General features: G+C 31.1%; 15 protein-coding genes. 10 read left to right on the top strand and 5 right to left on the bottom strand.

The window, feature by feature from the left end; genetic code table 11:
• Positions 1-31 precede the first annotated feature (31 nt).
• The 3 genes from BUB80_RS05340 to BUB80_RS05330 form a co-directional block, all read right to left on the bottom strand.
• Complete coding sequence (locus BUB80_RS05340; protein WP_073291626.1) at positions 32-1,675, bottom strand: serine hydrolase domain-containing protein; 1,644 nt, start codon at positions 1,673-1,675, stop codon at positions 32-34.
• 163 nt (positions 1,676-1,838) lie between these two features.
• Entirely contained in the window at positions 1,839-2,642 is an 804-nt protein-coding gene (locus tag BUB80_RS05335) for a helix-turn-helix domain-containing protein (protein ID WP_073291624.1), read from the bottom strand.
• The gene (locus BUB80_RS05330) at positions 2,642-3,568 is read right to left on the bottom strand and encodes a transcriptional regulator (RefSeq protein WP_073291623.1); all 927 of its coding nucleotides are present in this window, start codon (positions 3,566-3,568) and stop codon (positions 2,642-2,644) included. Before BUB80_RS05330 ends, BUB80_RS05335 begins: the two co-directional genes overlap by 1 nt.
• Before the next feature lie 96 nt (positions 3,569-3,664).
• On the opposite strand from BUB80_RS05330, the gene BUB80_RS05325 reads away from it, so the two are divergent.
• From BUB80_RS05325 to rpoN, 10 genes are all read left to right on the top strand, one after another.
• Complete coding sequence (locus BUB80_RS05325) at positions 3,665-4,129, top strand: hypothetical protein (RefSeq protein ID WP_139262543.1); 465 nt, start codon at positions 3,665-3,667, stop codon at positions 4,127-4,129.
• Positions 4,130-4,142: 13 nt separating this feature from the next.
• Positions 4,143-4,742: a CDP-alcohol phosphatidyltransferase family protein gene (locus BUB80_RS05320; RefSeq protein WP_073291619.1), complete on the top strand. Its 600-nt coding sequence runs from the start codon at positions 4,143-4,145 to the stop codon at positions 4,740-4,742.
• Positions 4,743-5,139: 397 nt separating this feature from the next.
• On the top strand, positions 5,140-5,988 hold the full coding sequence (locus tag BUB80_RS05315) for a GLPGLI family protein (RefSeq protein ID WP_073291618.1): 849 nt from the start codon (positions 5,140-5,142) through the stop codon (positions 5,986-5,988).
• Between the two features lie 116 nt (positions 5,989-6,104).
• Complete coding sequence (locus BUB80_RS05310) at positions 6,105-6,320, top strand: hypothetical protein (protein WP_073291616.1); 216 nt, start codon at positions 6,105-6,107, stop codon at positions 6,318-6,320.
• Positions 6,321-6,381: 61 nt separating this feature from the next.
• Complete coding sequence (locus tag BUB80_RS05305) at positions 6,382-6,933, top strand: hypothetical protein (RefSeq protein WP_073291615.1); 552 nt, start codon at positions 6,382-6,384, stop codon at positions 6,931-6,933.
• Position 6,934: 1 nt separating this feature from the next.
• Entirely contained in the window at positions 6,935-7,822 is an 888-nt protein-coding gene (locus tag BUB80_RS05300) for a hypothetical protein (RefSeq protein ID WP_073291613.1), read from the top strand.
• On the top strand, positions 7,803-8,543 hold the full coding sequence (locus tag BUB80_RS05295) for an ABC transporter ATP-binding protein (protein WP_073291611.1): 741 nt from the start codon (positions 7,803-7,805) through the stop codon (positions 8,541-8,543). Before BUB80_RS05300 ends, BUB80_RS05295 begins: the two co-directional genes overlap by 20 nt.
• Before the next feature lie 632 nt (positions 8,544-9,175).
• Entirely contained in the window at positions 9,176-9,925 is a 750-nt protein-coding gene (locus BUB80_RS05290; RefSeq protein ID WP_175549567.1) for a hypothetical protein, read from the top strand.
• A 181-nt stretch (positions 9,926-10,106) separates the two neighbouring features.
• On the top strand, positions 10,107-11,555 hold the full coding sequence (gene asnS / locus BUB80_RS05285; RefSeq protein ID WP_073291608.1) for an asparagine--tRNA ligase: 1,449 nt from the start codon (positions 10,107-10,109) through the stop codon (positions 11,553-11,555).
• A 159-nt stretch (positions 11,556-11,714) separates the two neighbouring features.
• Positions 11,715-13,178, top strand: coding sequence for an RNA polymerase factor sigma-54 (gene rpoN, locus BUB80_RS05280; protein WP_073291606.1), 1,464 nt, complete (start codon positions 11,715-11,717; stop codon positions 13,176-13,178).
• 123 nt (positions 13,179-13,301) lie between these two features.
• Here the strand turns inward: rpoN and BUB80_RS05275 are convergent, their stop codons facing one another.
• Positions 13,302-14,330, bottom strand: coding sequence for a hypothetical protein (locus BUB80_RS05275; RefSeq protein WP_073291604.1), 1,029 nt, complete (start codon positions 14,328-14,330; stop codon positions 13,302-13,304).
• 515 nt (positions 14,331-14,845) lie between these two features.
• Positions 14,846-16,468 carry an AMP-binding protein gene (locus BUB80_RS05270; RefSeq protein WP_073291603.1) on the bottom strand — a complete coding sequence of 541 codons (1,623 nt, stop codon included), beginning with the start codon at positions 16,466-16,468 and terminating at the stop codon, positions 14,846-14,848.
• Between the last annotated feature and the right edge of the window lie 2 nt (positions 16,469-16,470).

The raw sequence follows: 16,470 nt of genomic DNA, 5'->3' as shown, positions 1-16,470 counted from the left end.
TACTCATTTCCAATTATTTATATTGTATAGATTACTCATAAACTGCGGGTAATAAATATTCCTGAACTATTTTTTCAGATTGTGGATGGGCGTACGCTTTATTATAAGCTTTTGCTGTAATTACGATCACTAAAGGAATTTCTGTAAACATAATAATTTTGTTACCACCATTTCCGCTGCATTGGTAGGCCTCAAAACTTTTGTTTCCTACTTTATATACCTTTCTCCAAAATAGGTATCCATACCCTTCAAAGTCTTTATTTTCAGAAAAATAATTGCTGAATGATTTCTTAATCCAAGCCTTATCTATTACTTTTTTGCCTTTCCATTCTCCGTTATTTTTGTACAGTTGCCCAAATTTAGCAAAGTCTAAGCTATTCATTCTTATACCTCCAGCTAATGAAATTTTATGCTGTGGAGTATATTGCCATTGATAAGTTTTAATTTCTAACGGATTAAAAAGTTTTTCTTTGGCGTAAGATTCTAGCCCGTTTGGAACCTTCTGATCTAAAATATCTCCGGTAACAACAACACCCGCAGTGAAATAGCTCCATTTTTTGCCAATCTTATGATCGGTCATGGGAACATCGAGTGCAAATTTCACCCAGTTATCGGTAGGGTACATGTTTTCTTCATTTCCTGGAGAATCATCATCATCGTCATTACCTTCAAAAGAAGAACTCATTGTCAACAGACTTTTAAGTGTTACGCTATCTTTCTTCGGGGCATAATGTTGGAATTCTTTTAAATGATAAAACTCTCTAAGCGTTTGATTTTCATTCTTTAAATAGCCTTCTTTAATGACGATTCCCGCTAATGCAGAGGCAAATGACTTTCCTACAGAACGGGTATCTTGTAAACTATCTCTTCCGGAATTGTTGAAATATTCTTCAATAAGCAGTTTTTTATTTTTAATAACAACAATGCTGGTGATATCTCTGAATCTGTTTTCTGCGATTTTTTGATTTAAAGCTCTAATTTTTTCTGTTTTGAATTTATCTGTGGAAACTTCCCATCCGCTTTCTGCTTTGATAGGCTGAAGGGCAATTTGTTGTTCGCTAATATTTTTTTTAGGAACCGTAAGATTAATTTCGCCTTTTGCAATAAGTCGCCCTGTTTTTACTGATGTTGATTTTAAATAAGGACGGATTTCTATTTTTAGAAGATGATTTCCTGCAGTCAGAGCATCGATGCCTCCATGAACCAAATAAAAACGAGACCATAAATATTTCCCCCAAGAATCTTCATTACCAGTACTTATTAAAGGAATTCTAAAGTTTGTTTTTATCTTTTTATTTTCTACAGTTCCGGCGCCAGTATTTAGATTTTCCACATAGATCAATTTTCCATCAACTAAAAAAGAGAACTGGTAATTTCCTTTTTTGAGCAATTCATCAGCGGTTAGGGCAGGATCAAGTTCATGTAAATAATTTACCAAAGAGTTATCCATAAAAACTCTGAGGTCGAGGTCTTTATCTTCCTGGAAATTGATATTTTTAGGAATGTCATTTTCTTTAAGGTTTTCTAGGGCAACCACTTTATCTAAAAGAAGGATGGTATTCAAATGGTTTTTCTGAACAGTATTTTCAATTTTCTCAGGAGTAACAAGGTTCTGAGTTTGTCCAAAAGATAAGTTAAATATCAAAGACAGTGTAAGGATAGTTATTGGTTTCATTTCAATTTTAAATCTAAGCAAAAATATAAAGCTTAGCTTAGTAAAAATAGAATAAAATTAACATTTGTGATTTTCCCACAGATCTCACAGATTTTCCCAGATGTTAACAAACCTTGACAAGGGTTGTACTGAAAAAGAAATATAAATATTTGTGGGAGAAAAACTATTTCAAAAGTTTTTTATATTTCAAAGGTGTCAGTCCCATGTTTTCTTTAAAGCAGCGGATAAAATGACTTTGATCTGCAAAGCCACATTCTAAAGCTATTTCAGTTAAAGATTTTTCGTTCGTGGTAATAATCGACAAAGATTTATTGACCTTTAATTTTCGGACATAATCACCAAGATTACAATGAAAATACTTGTGGAAATCTCTGCTAAGATGAGTAGGATGGATGTTGATAGTTTGGGCAAGCTCAACTAAATTCAGTTTTTCATTACAGCTTTCATGAAGTAATTCGTTGATTTGTTTTACCCAAATGGGTTTCTTTTCTGAAAGATGTTTTTGAGGAGATAACTGATTGAAAATTGCTAATAAAAGTTGATGAGTAGATGTTTCTGACGTATTGTCATTGATCTTACTTTCTTTAAATATTTTATACATCAACAGCTTTAATTCCGGATCTTTAAGGTTAAAACTTCCTTCAATATTATCTTTTGAAATATTGAGGTCTTCAAACCATTCTCTTGGAATCTCAATATGAAAACCTCTTGTAAAACCGTCCGGCTTGATATTGTAATGTGGATCTTCCCAATGATGATAAAGTAAAGTTCCAGCGGAACATTCATAGATTTCCTTCTTATTTCCCTCGATCACATTTCCATGAAGGAGAAAGGTAAAATACGCATTTTCGTGATAGTGCCAGTCAACATAAGAATGAGTGTATTCCGTATCCGTAATGATTAATCCGTCGAAGTTAAGCGTCTTATTGGTTTGTCCAAAAAATTCACCATTACGGAGCGTATTCATTATAATTTTAGTTTTAAATTTTCAATTTGTGCGTACATTTTATTGAAAAATATTTTTCTGTCGCGATTTCCAGAAGCACTCATAGATTTTGAATTTTGAATTTGATGCTCAAAATAATTCTTTGTTTCGTTGCAGGTTTTAGCATCATTAATCAAGATATATCCAAACATATTGGTAGGCAATGCAAAAAGAGATTGCTTGGGATGATGGAAAAAGATGTCATTGGAGAGATGCATCAATTCATTTTCATATAATTGAAATTTAGGATTGCTTTCCGTTTTTTGTTCAATATATTGTATTAATTCTTTCAGTTCGTGCAAAATAATTTGTGCTTCATTTTTTTGTAGAAGCCCAGTATCATAATAAAAAGAAATCTGCTGTAAAATACTGGAAACCGTCATATCATTCCATAACTCTACTACATTTTGGTCCTCATACTTCTTTTTTAATTCTTTAGTATTGGTTTCAAAATGCGGAGGTGAAAATTCAAGAAAAGGAATGAAAACCTGTTTCGCGTTCAATAAATTCATCCATACATATACTTTGAAACGGGAAAGTAGGGTGTCAGAAAGTGTATAGAAAAACGGAATATCTTTCGCTGAATAATAGATGGTCATTCCATCTGAAAGTGGTAAACTTTCAAAAATGCTGAGATTATTTTGAAAAAAAGTTTGTAGATCTTCAGTATTGCTTACTGTTGAAGTTTTTTGTACTACGATCTGATGGTCTGTGGTTATGAATTGATTAAGCGAAATTTGGTAATGTTTTGCCAATTCCAAAGCTTCTTCAAAACTGAATTTCGCCTTTGATGAAGTTCTTCTGTGCGCAGCATCATAACTTATATTCAAGATATTGGATATCTCGTCGTTTAAAGATTTCTCTCCAATTCTTTTACGAATTTCCTTAAGCAAACGTTCCTGATGCATTCTTTTGTGATTTTCACAAATGTAAGTAAAATGTTAATTGTTTATCACATTTAAGGACGCAAATATTCTGTTCAAATTTGAATAAATATTTAACAAATGAAACGTAAAATAATTTTTGTTGCCTTATGCATTTTTATAACATTAAAGATGACGGCACAACAAAAGATCCAGTCGATTTATTATATAGATTATTCTTTTGCCAATAGGCATTTGTTACGTGGAGGTGTAGAGTTTATGCTGATTAACGAAAATGATAGCCAAAACAAACTTTTTTTAGGAACAGGGTATGGAATAGTGAATTATAACGGGAAAATACACGGAATTCCTGACCTACATTTAAGCTATAACATAGGAACATTTTTATTTGTTAAGGCGGGTTCTTCCTTTTCTCACGCATATTCTTTAGTCGGGATCTCTCTCCTTAATACTTGTGATATTGGAATAGGATATTCTACATCTTATAATAACAGTGATATAAAAATACAAGGATTCACGACAGGAATTACTTTTAGATTGACCCGCAAAAATGATGTCTATGGGAAACTTAGAATAGGATTTTAAAAATAAAATAATTATGAAAACAATACCTTATATTTTAATTGCAACAAGATTTATTCTTGCGCCAATTATCCTTCTTTTAGCTTACTTTAAAGGAGAAGAGTCAAAGTTTTTAATTCTCATATTAATGTACTTTGGATTATTAACAGATATTTTCGACGGTATCATTGCGAGAAAAGTTGGTGTTTCTTCTGAAAAATTAAGAAGATTAGATAGTCAAACCGATCTGGTTTTCTGGCTATCATTAGGTTTTGCTTCTTATTTTCTTAATCCTGAAGTAATCAAAAGTGAATGGGGAAGCATTCTTTTAATCTTTGGAATGGAAGCGCTTTGTTATATTATCAGTATTTGGAAGTTCGGAAAAGAAACCTGTACTCATGCATTTATATCGAAAATGTGGGGATTAAGCCTGTTGATTGCTTTTACGTATTTAATAGGATTTCAACAAGCAGGTTGGGCGTTTTATCTTGCAATCGTGTTGGGGCTTGTTTCTCATATTGACGTTATTTTAATTGTCTTAATACTTCCGAAATGGCAGTTTGATGTCCCCAGTTGCTATCACGCCTGGAAAATTAGAAATGGAAAGCAAAGAAAGAAGACCATATTCTTTAATTAAATACTTTTTGATGTGTAGTTAGCAATAGAAAAGTCTTCAAAAAAAGCAATTTTAATACTCTTTATTCATCTCATAAGAGTTTGATTAGTTCTATATTAATTTATTTAAAATCACTTATTGTTGATTAAATAATTTTCAAGATAATAAAATCATTTAAAAATATCACATTAAAATGAATTATATAAATAGTATAGTTCATTTTAATGTGTAAAATATGGCTTAAAATAAGCAATTATTTTAGATACTCATTTATTTAATTCATTAATTAGTGATTTATATTGAAATTAAAAATCACAAATAAGAGATTTTTATTAAAAAAACTTATTTTATATCTTGCATATGTGAATATTATCATATAATTTGGCTGAATCAAAGAAAAACTAATTACAATCTAAAAATGAAGAAGAACCTTTCAATACTTTTAATAATTCTTTACGTATTTACTAATGCACAAGCTCGCAGATTCTTTTATGAGTTTTCTTTTAAACCTAATAAAGATTCTTCAAGAGTAGAAAAAGAATTGACAATCTTAGATGTTACAAAACAGAAATCTATTTATAGAGATTATTTGTCAGTATCTCAAGATTCAATGATAGAAAGTAATATTGAAAAGATGAAAACGACGGGGGTACAAATTGATTTGTCAAAATTATTTAAGAATCCGAAGTTCATGTATAAGGTTCAGAAGAGCTATCCAGCTTATGAGACGAAATATACAGACTTAATATTAAGTGACTACATTACTTATCCTGAGACAGGCAAAATAAATTGGAAAATTTCTAACGAAAAAGGAGTAAGTTCATTCGAAAAATATAAAATTCAGAAGGCGACGGCAACAGCTTGGGGGAGAAACTGGGTGGCTTGGTTTGCTCCTGATATTCCAATTCAGGATGGACCCTATAAATTTTATGGATTACCAGGTTTAATCGTGAAAATAGAAGATGAGAATAAAAACTTTTCGTGGGAATTAGCAGGTATTAAAACTATTGAAAAATACAATGAATTAAGCCTTAACGAAAGGTTAAAGAATAAAAAAGATCTTGTTGTAAATAAACAGAAATTTACTCAAATGTTTACAGATTTTAAAACTAATCCGTTAGCTCAGGTTAGAACCAAATATACATCCGAACAATTAAATGAAATAGGTGAAGGAGGTAAAACTTTAGGTCAAAAATTAAGAGATCAGGAAGAAATTATAAAAAAAATGATTGGAGCCAATAACGAATCCATAGAGTTGATCCAATAAGAAAAATATAAAAGCGCTTTTATGAGAGATTTTGATATTTTGTAACTCTAAAAACAAAACATAAGGGGCTACCCGAAAAAACAAACTAGAAAAATAACCATCAAAAATTTATTAAAATGAAAAAACATTTAGTAGCAGCAGCATTAATCGTTGCATTCTCAGCAGGTACATTTACATTAGCAAGTGCTAATCCTCAAAATGTTTCATCTGAAAAGGTTTCAGTACAAGCAGTAAACACTTCAACTACAGCTGCTGTAACAAAAGGTAAAGAATGGACATTTGTTTCTTCGGAATATGTTTATACAGGAACAACAATTTCTGCAACAAAGTAATTGTTTCAAAATTATTCAATCTATGAGGCTAATAATTTATTAGCCTCTTTTTTATAACCCTATGAAAGCATTAAAAATATTTTTAATATCAGCATTACTTTTTCATGTTTTCTCTTCATTTATAATAAATATTCAGATTATTAAAACATGGAAAACCTCTACGTATTCATCTTTAAATGCGTATGGAAAAAAACTTATAGATTATTTGGAATACTTTAATACTCCTGAATTTATACAAACAAGCATGAGAAACTACGCATACTATACAGGTATAGAAAGAGGATATGAATACTATTCTCCCAATGCATCAAATAAACAAACTAAAATAGTTTTCAGGAATAATAATGTTTCCATTGATTTACCCGGAAAAACATTTGAATCAAAATTTAAAATTAATAGTGTATTTACAATATTGGGAGGACAGCTAGAAAATGAAGGATTTAGAAATAAAGTAATTCAGTCTATGTCTGTGAGGTTGTTTACTCTTAATCCCAATATTAACCATATGGATGTTTCCATTGTGAAAAAAGAATTTCCTTCTCTGGATGAAATACAAAAGGGAAAGCCTATCAGAATAGAAGAAAGTACTGTTTACAACATTAATAAAAATTGATATGGATACAGTTCTAAATAAAATAAATACTTTTTTTTTCGGATATTATAAAAATATAGAAAAGAAAAATATATTTATTATCACTATTTCCATCTTTGGATTATTGAACATCTTGTCAATTTTACCAGATGTATATAATATTTATAGTAAAAATGGAGTGATTAATCATGGTATAAATGATTTTTTAATCAGAAATGATCAGTTTAGATTAACATTTATTACTGGTGTGTTTGAGAAAATTGGTTTACAATATGAATACTCTTTAGCAATAGTAATCGCCATTTATATTTGTTCATTTTTATTTATTTTGATGAATTATTATAGACTCGTGTTTGCTATAATGGTTCTTGTTTTACATAATGCTTTGGTGGCGAGCAGCTACTCATTCTCTTACGGAGCAGATTATATGATTAGTTTTTCGCTTTTCATTAATGTGTTATTATGTATTAATTCAAAATATAATAAGATCATTTATTCTTTTGCAATAAGACTTTTGCAATTGCAGCTTTGTGTCATCTATTTCTTTTCTGGAGTAGGAAAAGCTATGGGAAACAATTGGTATACCGGAGATGCAATCTGGTATTTGGTTTCCACGTACACCAATGTAAATATTCTTACAGCTTTTATCGCAACAACAATTCCTTTTTTATTTCAAGTAATTTCGCTTAGTATTGTGATTTTTGAACTGTTTTATCCTGTTCTTATCTACAATAAAATAACAAAAAATGTAGCCTTGCTTTACATTATTGTAACACATATCATAATTATCTTAGTTATTAATCTCTACACTTTTGGGATCGTGATGATTATTCTTAATGTAATAGCTTTTCAACCAAAACTAATATTAGAATTAAAATATTTTAAAAGAAATGAGTATATCGCTGAATAATGTTAATTATAAAATTAACAATAAAACCATACTACAAAATATTAATTTATCACTGAAACAAGGAGTGTATGGTATTCTAGGTTTAAATGGTGCAGGAAAAACAACTTTATTGAATGTGATATCCACTCTTACAAAACCTCAAAATGGAAGTTTAAGTTATAATAATACAGATGTTGTAAAAAATCCATTAATTCTTAGAAAAGATTTGAGTTATATGCCTCAGAATTTTGGATTAATTCCGGATTTGACAGTCGTACAAAATCTAATGTATTTCGGAATGCTGAAAGGAGTAAGCTCAAAAACTTTAAAAGAAAATATTCCGAATGTTCTTGAGTTTTTTAATATTCAGCATACAAAAGAGACGAATGTGAAAAATCTTTCAGGCGGAACTCAGCAAAGAGTTGCCTTGTCATTGGCTTTAGTAAATGATCCAAAGGTTTTGATTCTTGATGAACCTACAAGTGCTTTGGACCCGATCGAAAGAATAAATTTCTATGAGCTTATCAAAAAAATATCAGATAATTCAATTGTAATTGTTTCATCTCATAATATTTATGAAATTGAAAAATACGTTGACAATATCATCGTCCTTCGAAATGGACAAATAAGTTTTGCTGATACGGTTGACCAATTAATTCCTGAAGCTATTTCCGGGCTTGGAAATTCTGTGTCGGAAAACTCTTTGAATCTGGAAAAAGCATTTGAATATTTCGCGAAATAAGATTTTTTATGAAAGCATTACCATTGATATCTCTCTATAACCTCAAATTATTTTTTAAACATACTTATTTTAAATATATTTTAGTCATTATCATGATTTTAGGATTTTTTATTATACCAAATCCTAAATCAGATTATGTTACATTCACTGTTGGAAACTATACGGGAGGATTAAATTTAGTCTGGATAAGCAATTTAACACCGGTATATATTAATGCCATATTCTCTTTATTAGCAATTTTTATCAGTCAAAATCTGAAAAAGAGAGAAATTAATAACAATACTTACATCAATTTTCGATTATCAATAAAATCAAACTTTCAGTTGTTGATGTATAAGGTTGTTTCATTGTTTTTTTATCTTACAATATTGGCCTTTATCCTTGAAATTATAATTCTTGTTATCAATTATCAAAGCTATAATTGGGTTTTATATTTGATTCCGTTTTTGTATTTTACGGTTCCTTATCTGTTTTTTCTGGCGTCTGTATGTGTGCTAATCGATTATTTAGTTGATCTTAAATTTTTAAAATATATCTTGTATTTCGTCTTTATAATTTTCATTTATAATACAAATATTAGACATGTATTAGATATCACAGGAATTCAAGAATTGATGGATAATTTTTCTAATGTGGAGGCTAAAAATAAAGATTCATTCATTTTAGGAAAGATAAAGTTTAAAGATGTACAATATGTAAATTTTGAAAATTTTATTACACCTAAAAGTTGGTTGAGTAAATTTTACTTATTTCCAATTTCACTTATAGTTGTGTTGTTGGGGTCATTTTTATTTAAAAGATATTCTGTGATTAGAAAAACAGAGCAAAATCCAGCATCAACAAAAAAAGAAGCGAATGTGTCTGCTGTAAAAGAACGAGCATATCATCCAATATCTTCCGTTTCATCATTTAATTTTATTTCTTTACTAAAAGCCGAATTTTTTCTTTTAAGTAATTCTATCAGTAAAAATTTGAAATTAGTAGCTTTGGTTTTATGGATTTTAGCATTTTTAGCCCATGGAGAAATAAAGACATTGATCATTGCAGCAGTGTTTATCACATTGCTTCCTCTTAATCAAAACTATCTTGCCGGAAAGTATACAAACAATACTTTTTACGCTGAAAAAATTTCAGGATATTCATCATTTATGTTTGTTTTATCTAAATTTTTATTGTTTTTGGTTTACGTCGTGGTGGTAATTCCTGTGCTTGATTATACATCTTTAGACACAAGCTTATTTATCATATTTAAACTTTTATTTCTGTTTTTATTTCAGTTGGCGTATGTAACTTATGTTAAAGATTATCTTTTGGTTGAAATAATTCTAATAATTATCTTTTCAAGCTATTTTTCAGGGATTCCTGTTTATCAAATTTTTTAGAATTAGATTGATCTTAGATTGAGAAGAATATCTGTTTTTAATTAAATAATATACACTACATCGTTTTTTTATTAAATTATTGATAAATGATTTTGTAAAAACACAGCGCAATATTCAAGTTGCGCTGTTTTTTTGTAACTTTGCAGACATTAATTTTTATATAAAAATTTATAGTCAACAAATGAAAAAGCAAACAATTAAAGAAATCCTACAGGATTACAAAAAGGTATTACATCATGACATTACAGTTTACGGTTGGGTAAGAGCTTTCCGTTCAAATCGCTTCATTGCACTTAATGATGGTTCTACAATTAATAATTTGCAAATAGTTGTTGATTTCGAAAATTTTGACGAAGAAATTATCAGTAAAATCAGTACAGCTGCATCTTTAAAAATTGTTGGAGAAGTTGTAGAAAGCCAAGGAGCGGGTCAAACAGTGGAAATTGTAGCTAAAAAGATTATCATTTTAGGAGATAACTTCACAGAAGATAGAGACAAAACAATTCTTCAACCTAAAAAACACTCTTTGGAAACATTAAGAGATCAGGCGCATTTAAGATTCAGAACCAATTTGTTTGGGGCTGTTTTCAGAGTACGTCACGCAGTGAGTTTTGCAGTGCATTCTTTCTTTAACAAAAACCAATTCTTTTATATCAACACTCCGGTAATTACAGGAGCTGATGCAGAAGGAGCAGGAGAGATGTTTGGAGTAACCAACTTTGACCTGAACAATATGCCAAAGACAGAAGAAGGTGAAATTGATTTTGCACAAGATTTCTTTGGTAAAAAAACGAACCTAACGGTTTCTGGACAGCTTGAAGGAGAAACTGCAGCTATGGGATTAGGGAGAATTTATACTTTCGGACCTACTTTCCGTGCAGAGAACTCAAACACAACGCGCCACCTTGCAGAATTCTGGATGGTAGAGCCGGAAGTTGCGTTCAACAACCTTGAAGATAACATAGACTTGGCAGAAGATTTCTTGAAATACGTTATTCAATATGTATTAGATAACTGTAAAGATGATCTTGATTTCTTAGACAAGCGTTTTGCAGAAGAGCAAAAATCTAAACCAGAAAAAGACAGAGCAAAAGAAGGTCTTATTGAAAAATTAGAAAATGTTATTGCTAAGCGTTTCATGCGTGTAAGCTATACAGAAGCTATTGAGATCTTAATGAACTCTAAAGAAAATAAAAAAGGGAAATTCCAATATCCAATTGAAAGTTGGGGAACTGATCTTCAGTCTGAGCACGAAAGATTCTTGGTTGAAAAACACTTCGAAAGCCCTGTAGTATTGTTTGATTATCCAAAAGATATCAAAGCATTCTATATGAAATTGAATGATGACAATAAGACGGTTGCTGCAATGGATGTTCTTTTCCCGGGAATTGGGGAGATCATTGGAGGTTCAGAAAGAGAAGCAAGATTGGATGTTTTAAAGCAAAAAATGGCAGAAATGCATGTAGACGAGCACGAACTTTGGTGGTATCTTGATACTCGAAAATTCGGTTCTGTACCTCATGCAGGATTTGGACTGGGATTAGAAAGACTGGTTCTTTTCGTAACAGGAATGACGAATATTAGAGACGTAATTCCTTTCCCGAGAACACCGAAAAATGCTGAGTTTTAGATATAAAAGAAAGCCTTAAAATTTATTTTAAGGCTTTTTTATTTTTTTATAGCTTATTAGGTACCATATCTACTACAAAAATCGTGCTAAATGCTTTTTTTCCTGAATAAATTTATTTAAATTCGTAGAATATGTTATGTTAAAACACAAAATATTAATATGCTTAAACAACACTTACAACTCAAATTAGGACAGAAGCTAGCGCCTCAACAGATCCAATTGATGAAGTTGATCCAGCTTCACACGTTGGAATTTGAAGAGGAATTGGAGAGGGAACTGGAAGAGAATCCTGCTTTGGAAGTAGCAAAAGAAGAATCTAAGGAAGATGACTATTCTTCTTTGGAGGAGGCTTATGAAAACGAGGGTACTGAAAGCATTGAAACAGATTTTGATGTTAACGATTATCTTTATGATGACGAGCCCAATTATAAAACTGCTTCCAGTAACTACTCAGCAGACGATGAAGAATTTGATAACGAAAGTCTTTTAACTGAAGGCCAATCTTTATATGATTATTTATTAGAGCAAATCCATCTTGCTAATATTAACGAGGAAGATGTAAGAATTGCTGAATATATTATCGGGAACCTAGATACAGATGGATATTTAAGAAGAGAGATCAAAGCGATTGTTGATGATCTTGCCTTTTCTCAGGGAATTTATACAACCAAAGAGAAAGTAGATGATATTCTTGAGAATTATGTTCAGAAATTAGATCCGCCAGGAGTTGGCGCAAGAGGATTGCAAGAATGTCTGTTATTACAGATTGAGAAAAAAGTAAGTTCTGATAAAGCGGTTTCTTTGGCTGCGAATATTTTAAGACATCAGTTTGATGCTTTAACAAATAAGCATTATAATAAGATCATTCAGAAATATGATATTGAAGAAGAAGATTTAAAGGATGCATTAGAAGAGATTTCCAAGCTATCTCCAAAAGTAGGAGGGAATTTTGATACGCAAACGATTACGATCAATCAGGAGATTATCCCGGATTTTGTAATTCAGGTAAAGGATGGAATGGTTATTCCGATGCTAAACAGTAAAAATGCACCTACTTTAAGAGTTTCTGAAGAATATAAAGATATTCTGACGACGTATTCTCACGATAAGAATTCTTCTGAACATAAGCAGGCTGCTTTATTTATCAAGCAAAAGCTAGATGCTGCAAAATGGTATATTGATGCAATTAATCAGCGTCAGAATACCTTATTACAGACCATCACGGCTATCGTTAAATTCCAGAAAGATTATTTCATTACCGGAGACGAAAAATCTTTGAGACCAATGATTTTAAAGGATATTGCTGATATTACAGGTTTTGATATTTCTACAATTTCAAGAGTTGTAAAAAGCAAATATGCAGATACGTCCAATGGAATTATCTATCTTAAGGATTTATTCTCGGATAGTTTAACGAATGACGACGGAGAAGAGGTTTCCACTAAAGAGATTAAAAATCATCTTCAGGAAGTTATCAGCAAAGAAAATAAAAGAAAACCATTGACTGACGATGCATTGGTGGTCATTTTAAAAGAGCAAGGATATAATATTGCAAGAAGAACAATTGCAAAATACAGAGAACAATTAAATATTCCTGTTGCCAGATTAAGAAAAGAATTATAAAAAATTCTATAAAATATTTCAAATGCTCAGAGAAATCTGAGCATTTTTTGTTTGTATATAAAAATGTAAAAGATTTTCTAGCTCTTAATTTATTGATGTCAATTGAGAGTTATGTGCTTTGTATTAAAAAATTCTCGTAAGTATTACTCTATAAGCTATAGCTATGTTCCCATTATTAGTAAGGTTTATAGTTCCTGTCGATGGCATTGTTAATGTATAATTAAACTGTGTATTATTTCCACCCCCTGCGCAATTTGGCACCCCAGTCCATACAACTGTTGTAGTTGTCCTATCCACTTCAGTAAAAGTTGGTGCTTTATTACTTGTATCAGTGTTCAATAAACCATCCATACCTTTAATAGAAAAAGAATTATTGAGGTTAACATTAGTTACGTAATAATCTGCAACACCTACACGGCCACAATTATTACTAACATAAACAACAGCTTTATAAACACTATTATTAGCAATTCCGGTAATAAGGACATTCGTATCTCCTGATGGTATACTAACAGTGTTATTAATTACGGATCCGTATTCGTTACTTACTGCCTTATTTAAAACTCCATTAGCATCCGCATATACAGGAGTAATGAATGTAGGCCCTGTTGCAATATCTAAAGTTCTTATTCTGGTACTGCCGGCTACATCTAAAGTATTTGTAGGAGCATTGGTAGCAACTCCTATATTACCTGTGGTTAAATCCATAGAAAGATCAAATCCGCTAGGACTACGGGATATAATAAAGATACCATTGTTTCCATTGGAATTTGGGCTTATTCCCATTACAGCCTGTTTAACTCCTGTAGTTCCAGTTGTTCTTAAAATCGAGAGTATAGAATTGTTAACGGTAGGATTTTCTATCAGAAGCCCTGTATTGGTTGCCTCACCACCTCCAATGCTTGTAGCGGTTCCATTATTTACGACATGTAGGTTTGATGAAGGAGTAATAGTTCCAATTCCAACTTTTCCTGCTGAGGTTACTGTAAAGTCATTAGCTTGTTGTGTCGTACTGGGAATTCCTGTTTGAGGATTGTCTTTTGCTCCATCAACATGTAGCATACCTTGGGGATTGGGAGTATTAATACCGACTTGGGAATATGCCAATGACGCAGCCGTCAAAAGACACAAAAGGATAATTTTTTTTTTCATTGCAATCAATTTTAATGTTTGTATTGTTTAATATTTCTTTAATGCTACTCCAATTAAAAATTGTCTTTTTGGTAAAAAAAACAAATAACTCTAATTTTTCACGTTGCGGAATCAAAGTTAAAACCATTTATTAAAAAGTAAAATACTGCAATTATACTTCATCATATTAATCAATTGATAACTAAATACTTTTAAATAATTAAAATTAAAAATGTGGTACATAAAATTATGAAATTTACTATTACAAAAAACAAAATATAAATTTTTTATCTCCACTTTTTAAATAGAATAGGTTAGAAATTTTAGGTCTTTGTTTACAATTCTAATTTTTCTGTTTTTCTCGGAATTTTTTATTTAGATAATGTTGGATAGGTGTATAACGTAAATAAAAAGCATTTCAATTTAAAATGCTTTTTTATTATTTTTAAGTTTTGATTAAAACCAATGGATTCATTTTATTTAAACGACTGAAATATTTTTCTTTTGACATAATGCTGGTATGAGATTTTATGATATTAATGTTTGTTTTTTTCTAATTCAAGTTCTTTCACAGAAATTTCGCGCATTTCCACTTTACGTATTTTTCCTGAAATGGTCATCGGAAATTCATCTACAAATTTCCAATATTTCGGAATTTTATAATAAGCAATTTTTCCTTGGCAATAATCCAGAAGCTCCTGTTCAGTTACACCAAAACCTGTTCTCACTTTTACCCAAGCCATCACTTCTTCTCCAAATTTTTCACTTGGAACACCAATGATCTGAACATCCAGAATATTTGGATAGGTGTATAAAAAATCTTCAATTTCTTTGGGCGAAATGTTTTCACCGCCTCTTATAATAAGATCTTTCATTCTTCCTGAAATGGTAATATAACCGTCATCATCCATCACGGCCATATCTCCGGTATGCATCCAGCGGGAATCATCAAGGACTTTTCTTGTGTTTTCAGGATCATTCCAATATTTTAACATTACTGAATATCCTCTGGTACATAATTCACCATGTTCGCCACGTTGTAGAACTTTCCCATTTTCATCAATGATCTTTATTTCAAGATGATCTTGTACAGTTCCAACAGTGCTCACTTGCTTTTCCAGCGAGGTTCCAATTAAAGTTTGAGTAGAAACAGGCGAGGTTTCAGTCATTCCATAACAGATACTCATTTCTTTAATATTCATCAAATTCTCTACTTTTTTCATAATCTCCGGCGGACAAACAGAACCTGCCATTACGCCGGTTCGTAAGCTTGAAAAATCATATTGATCAAAATCTTTGGCGGCTAATTCTGCAATGAACATCGTGGGAACTCCATACAAAGAAGTACATTTTTCATCGGAAACTGTTTTTAGCGTAATATCTGGATCAAAACTGTCATTAGGAATCACCATACAGGCCCCGTGGACAACACAACACATATTTCCAATCACCATTCCGAAGCAGTGGTAAAAAGGAACAGGAATGCAGACGCGATCTTTTTCGGAATATTTTAATCTGATTCCAATAAAATATCCATTGTTTAAAATGTTATGATGAGATAAGGTGACTCCTTTCGGGAAACCGGTAGTTCCGGAGGTATATTGAATATTGACAGGATCATCAAACTGTACTTTTTCTTCAACACTATTTAGAATTTCATCAGAAATAACTTCTCCATTTTTTAGAAACTGATTCCAATGAGTATCAAAGAAAATTTCATTCTCAAGAGTAGGGCAGACTTCTTTTGCATATTCTACCATTTCTTTATAATTGTTTGTTTTGAAATGTAATGAAGAGAAAATAAAACGAATTTCAGATTGATTCAGTACGTAAGTTAGTTCATGCGTTCTGTAAGCGGGATTAATATTTACTAAAATAGTTCCGATTCTTGCCGTAGCAAATTGAAGCAAAGTCCATTCATATCGGTTGGCAGCCCAGATCCCGATTCTGTCACCAGATTTTGCGCCTAAATGTATTAGTGCTTTCGCAACTGCTGTTGTCTGATCATAAAATTCCTGATAAGTTACACGATAGTTTTGATGAACAGAAATTAATGCTTCTTGATTGGGGAATTTTTCAACGGTGGTTTTTAAAGCAGCTCCAATCGTTTGCCCTAATAGTGGGATATTCGAAGCGCCATATACATAAGATAAAGCCATAA

It is taken from the genome of Chryseobacterium polytrichastri (assembly GCF_900142445.1).
Classification (GTDB): Bacteria; Bacteroidota; Bacteroidia; order Flavobacteriales; family Weeksellaceae; genus Chryseobacterium; species Chryseobacterium polytrichastri.
The sequence above is the reverse complement of the archived record's forward strand: the minus strand, read 5'-3'. Positions and strand labels throughout refer to the sequence as shown.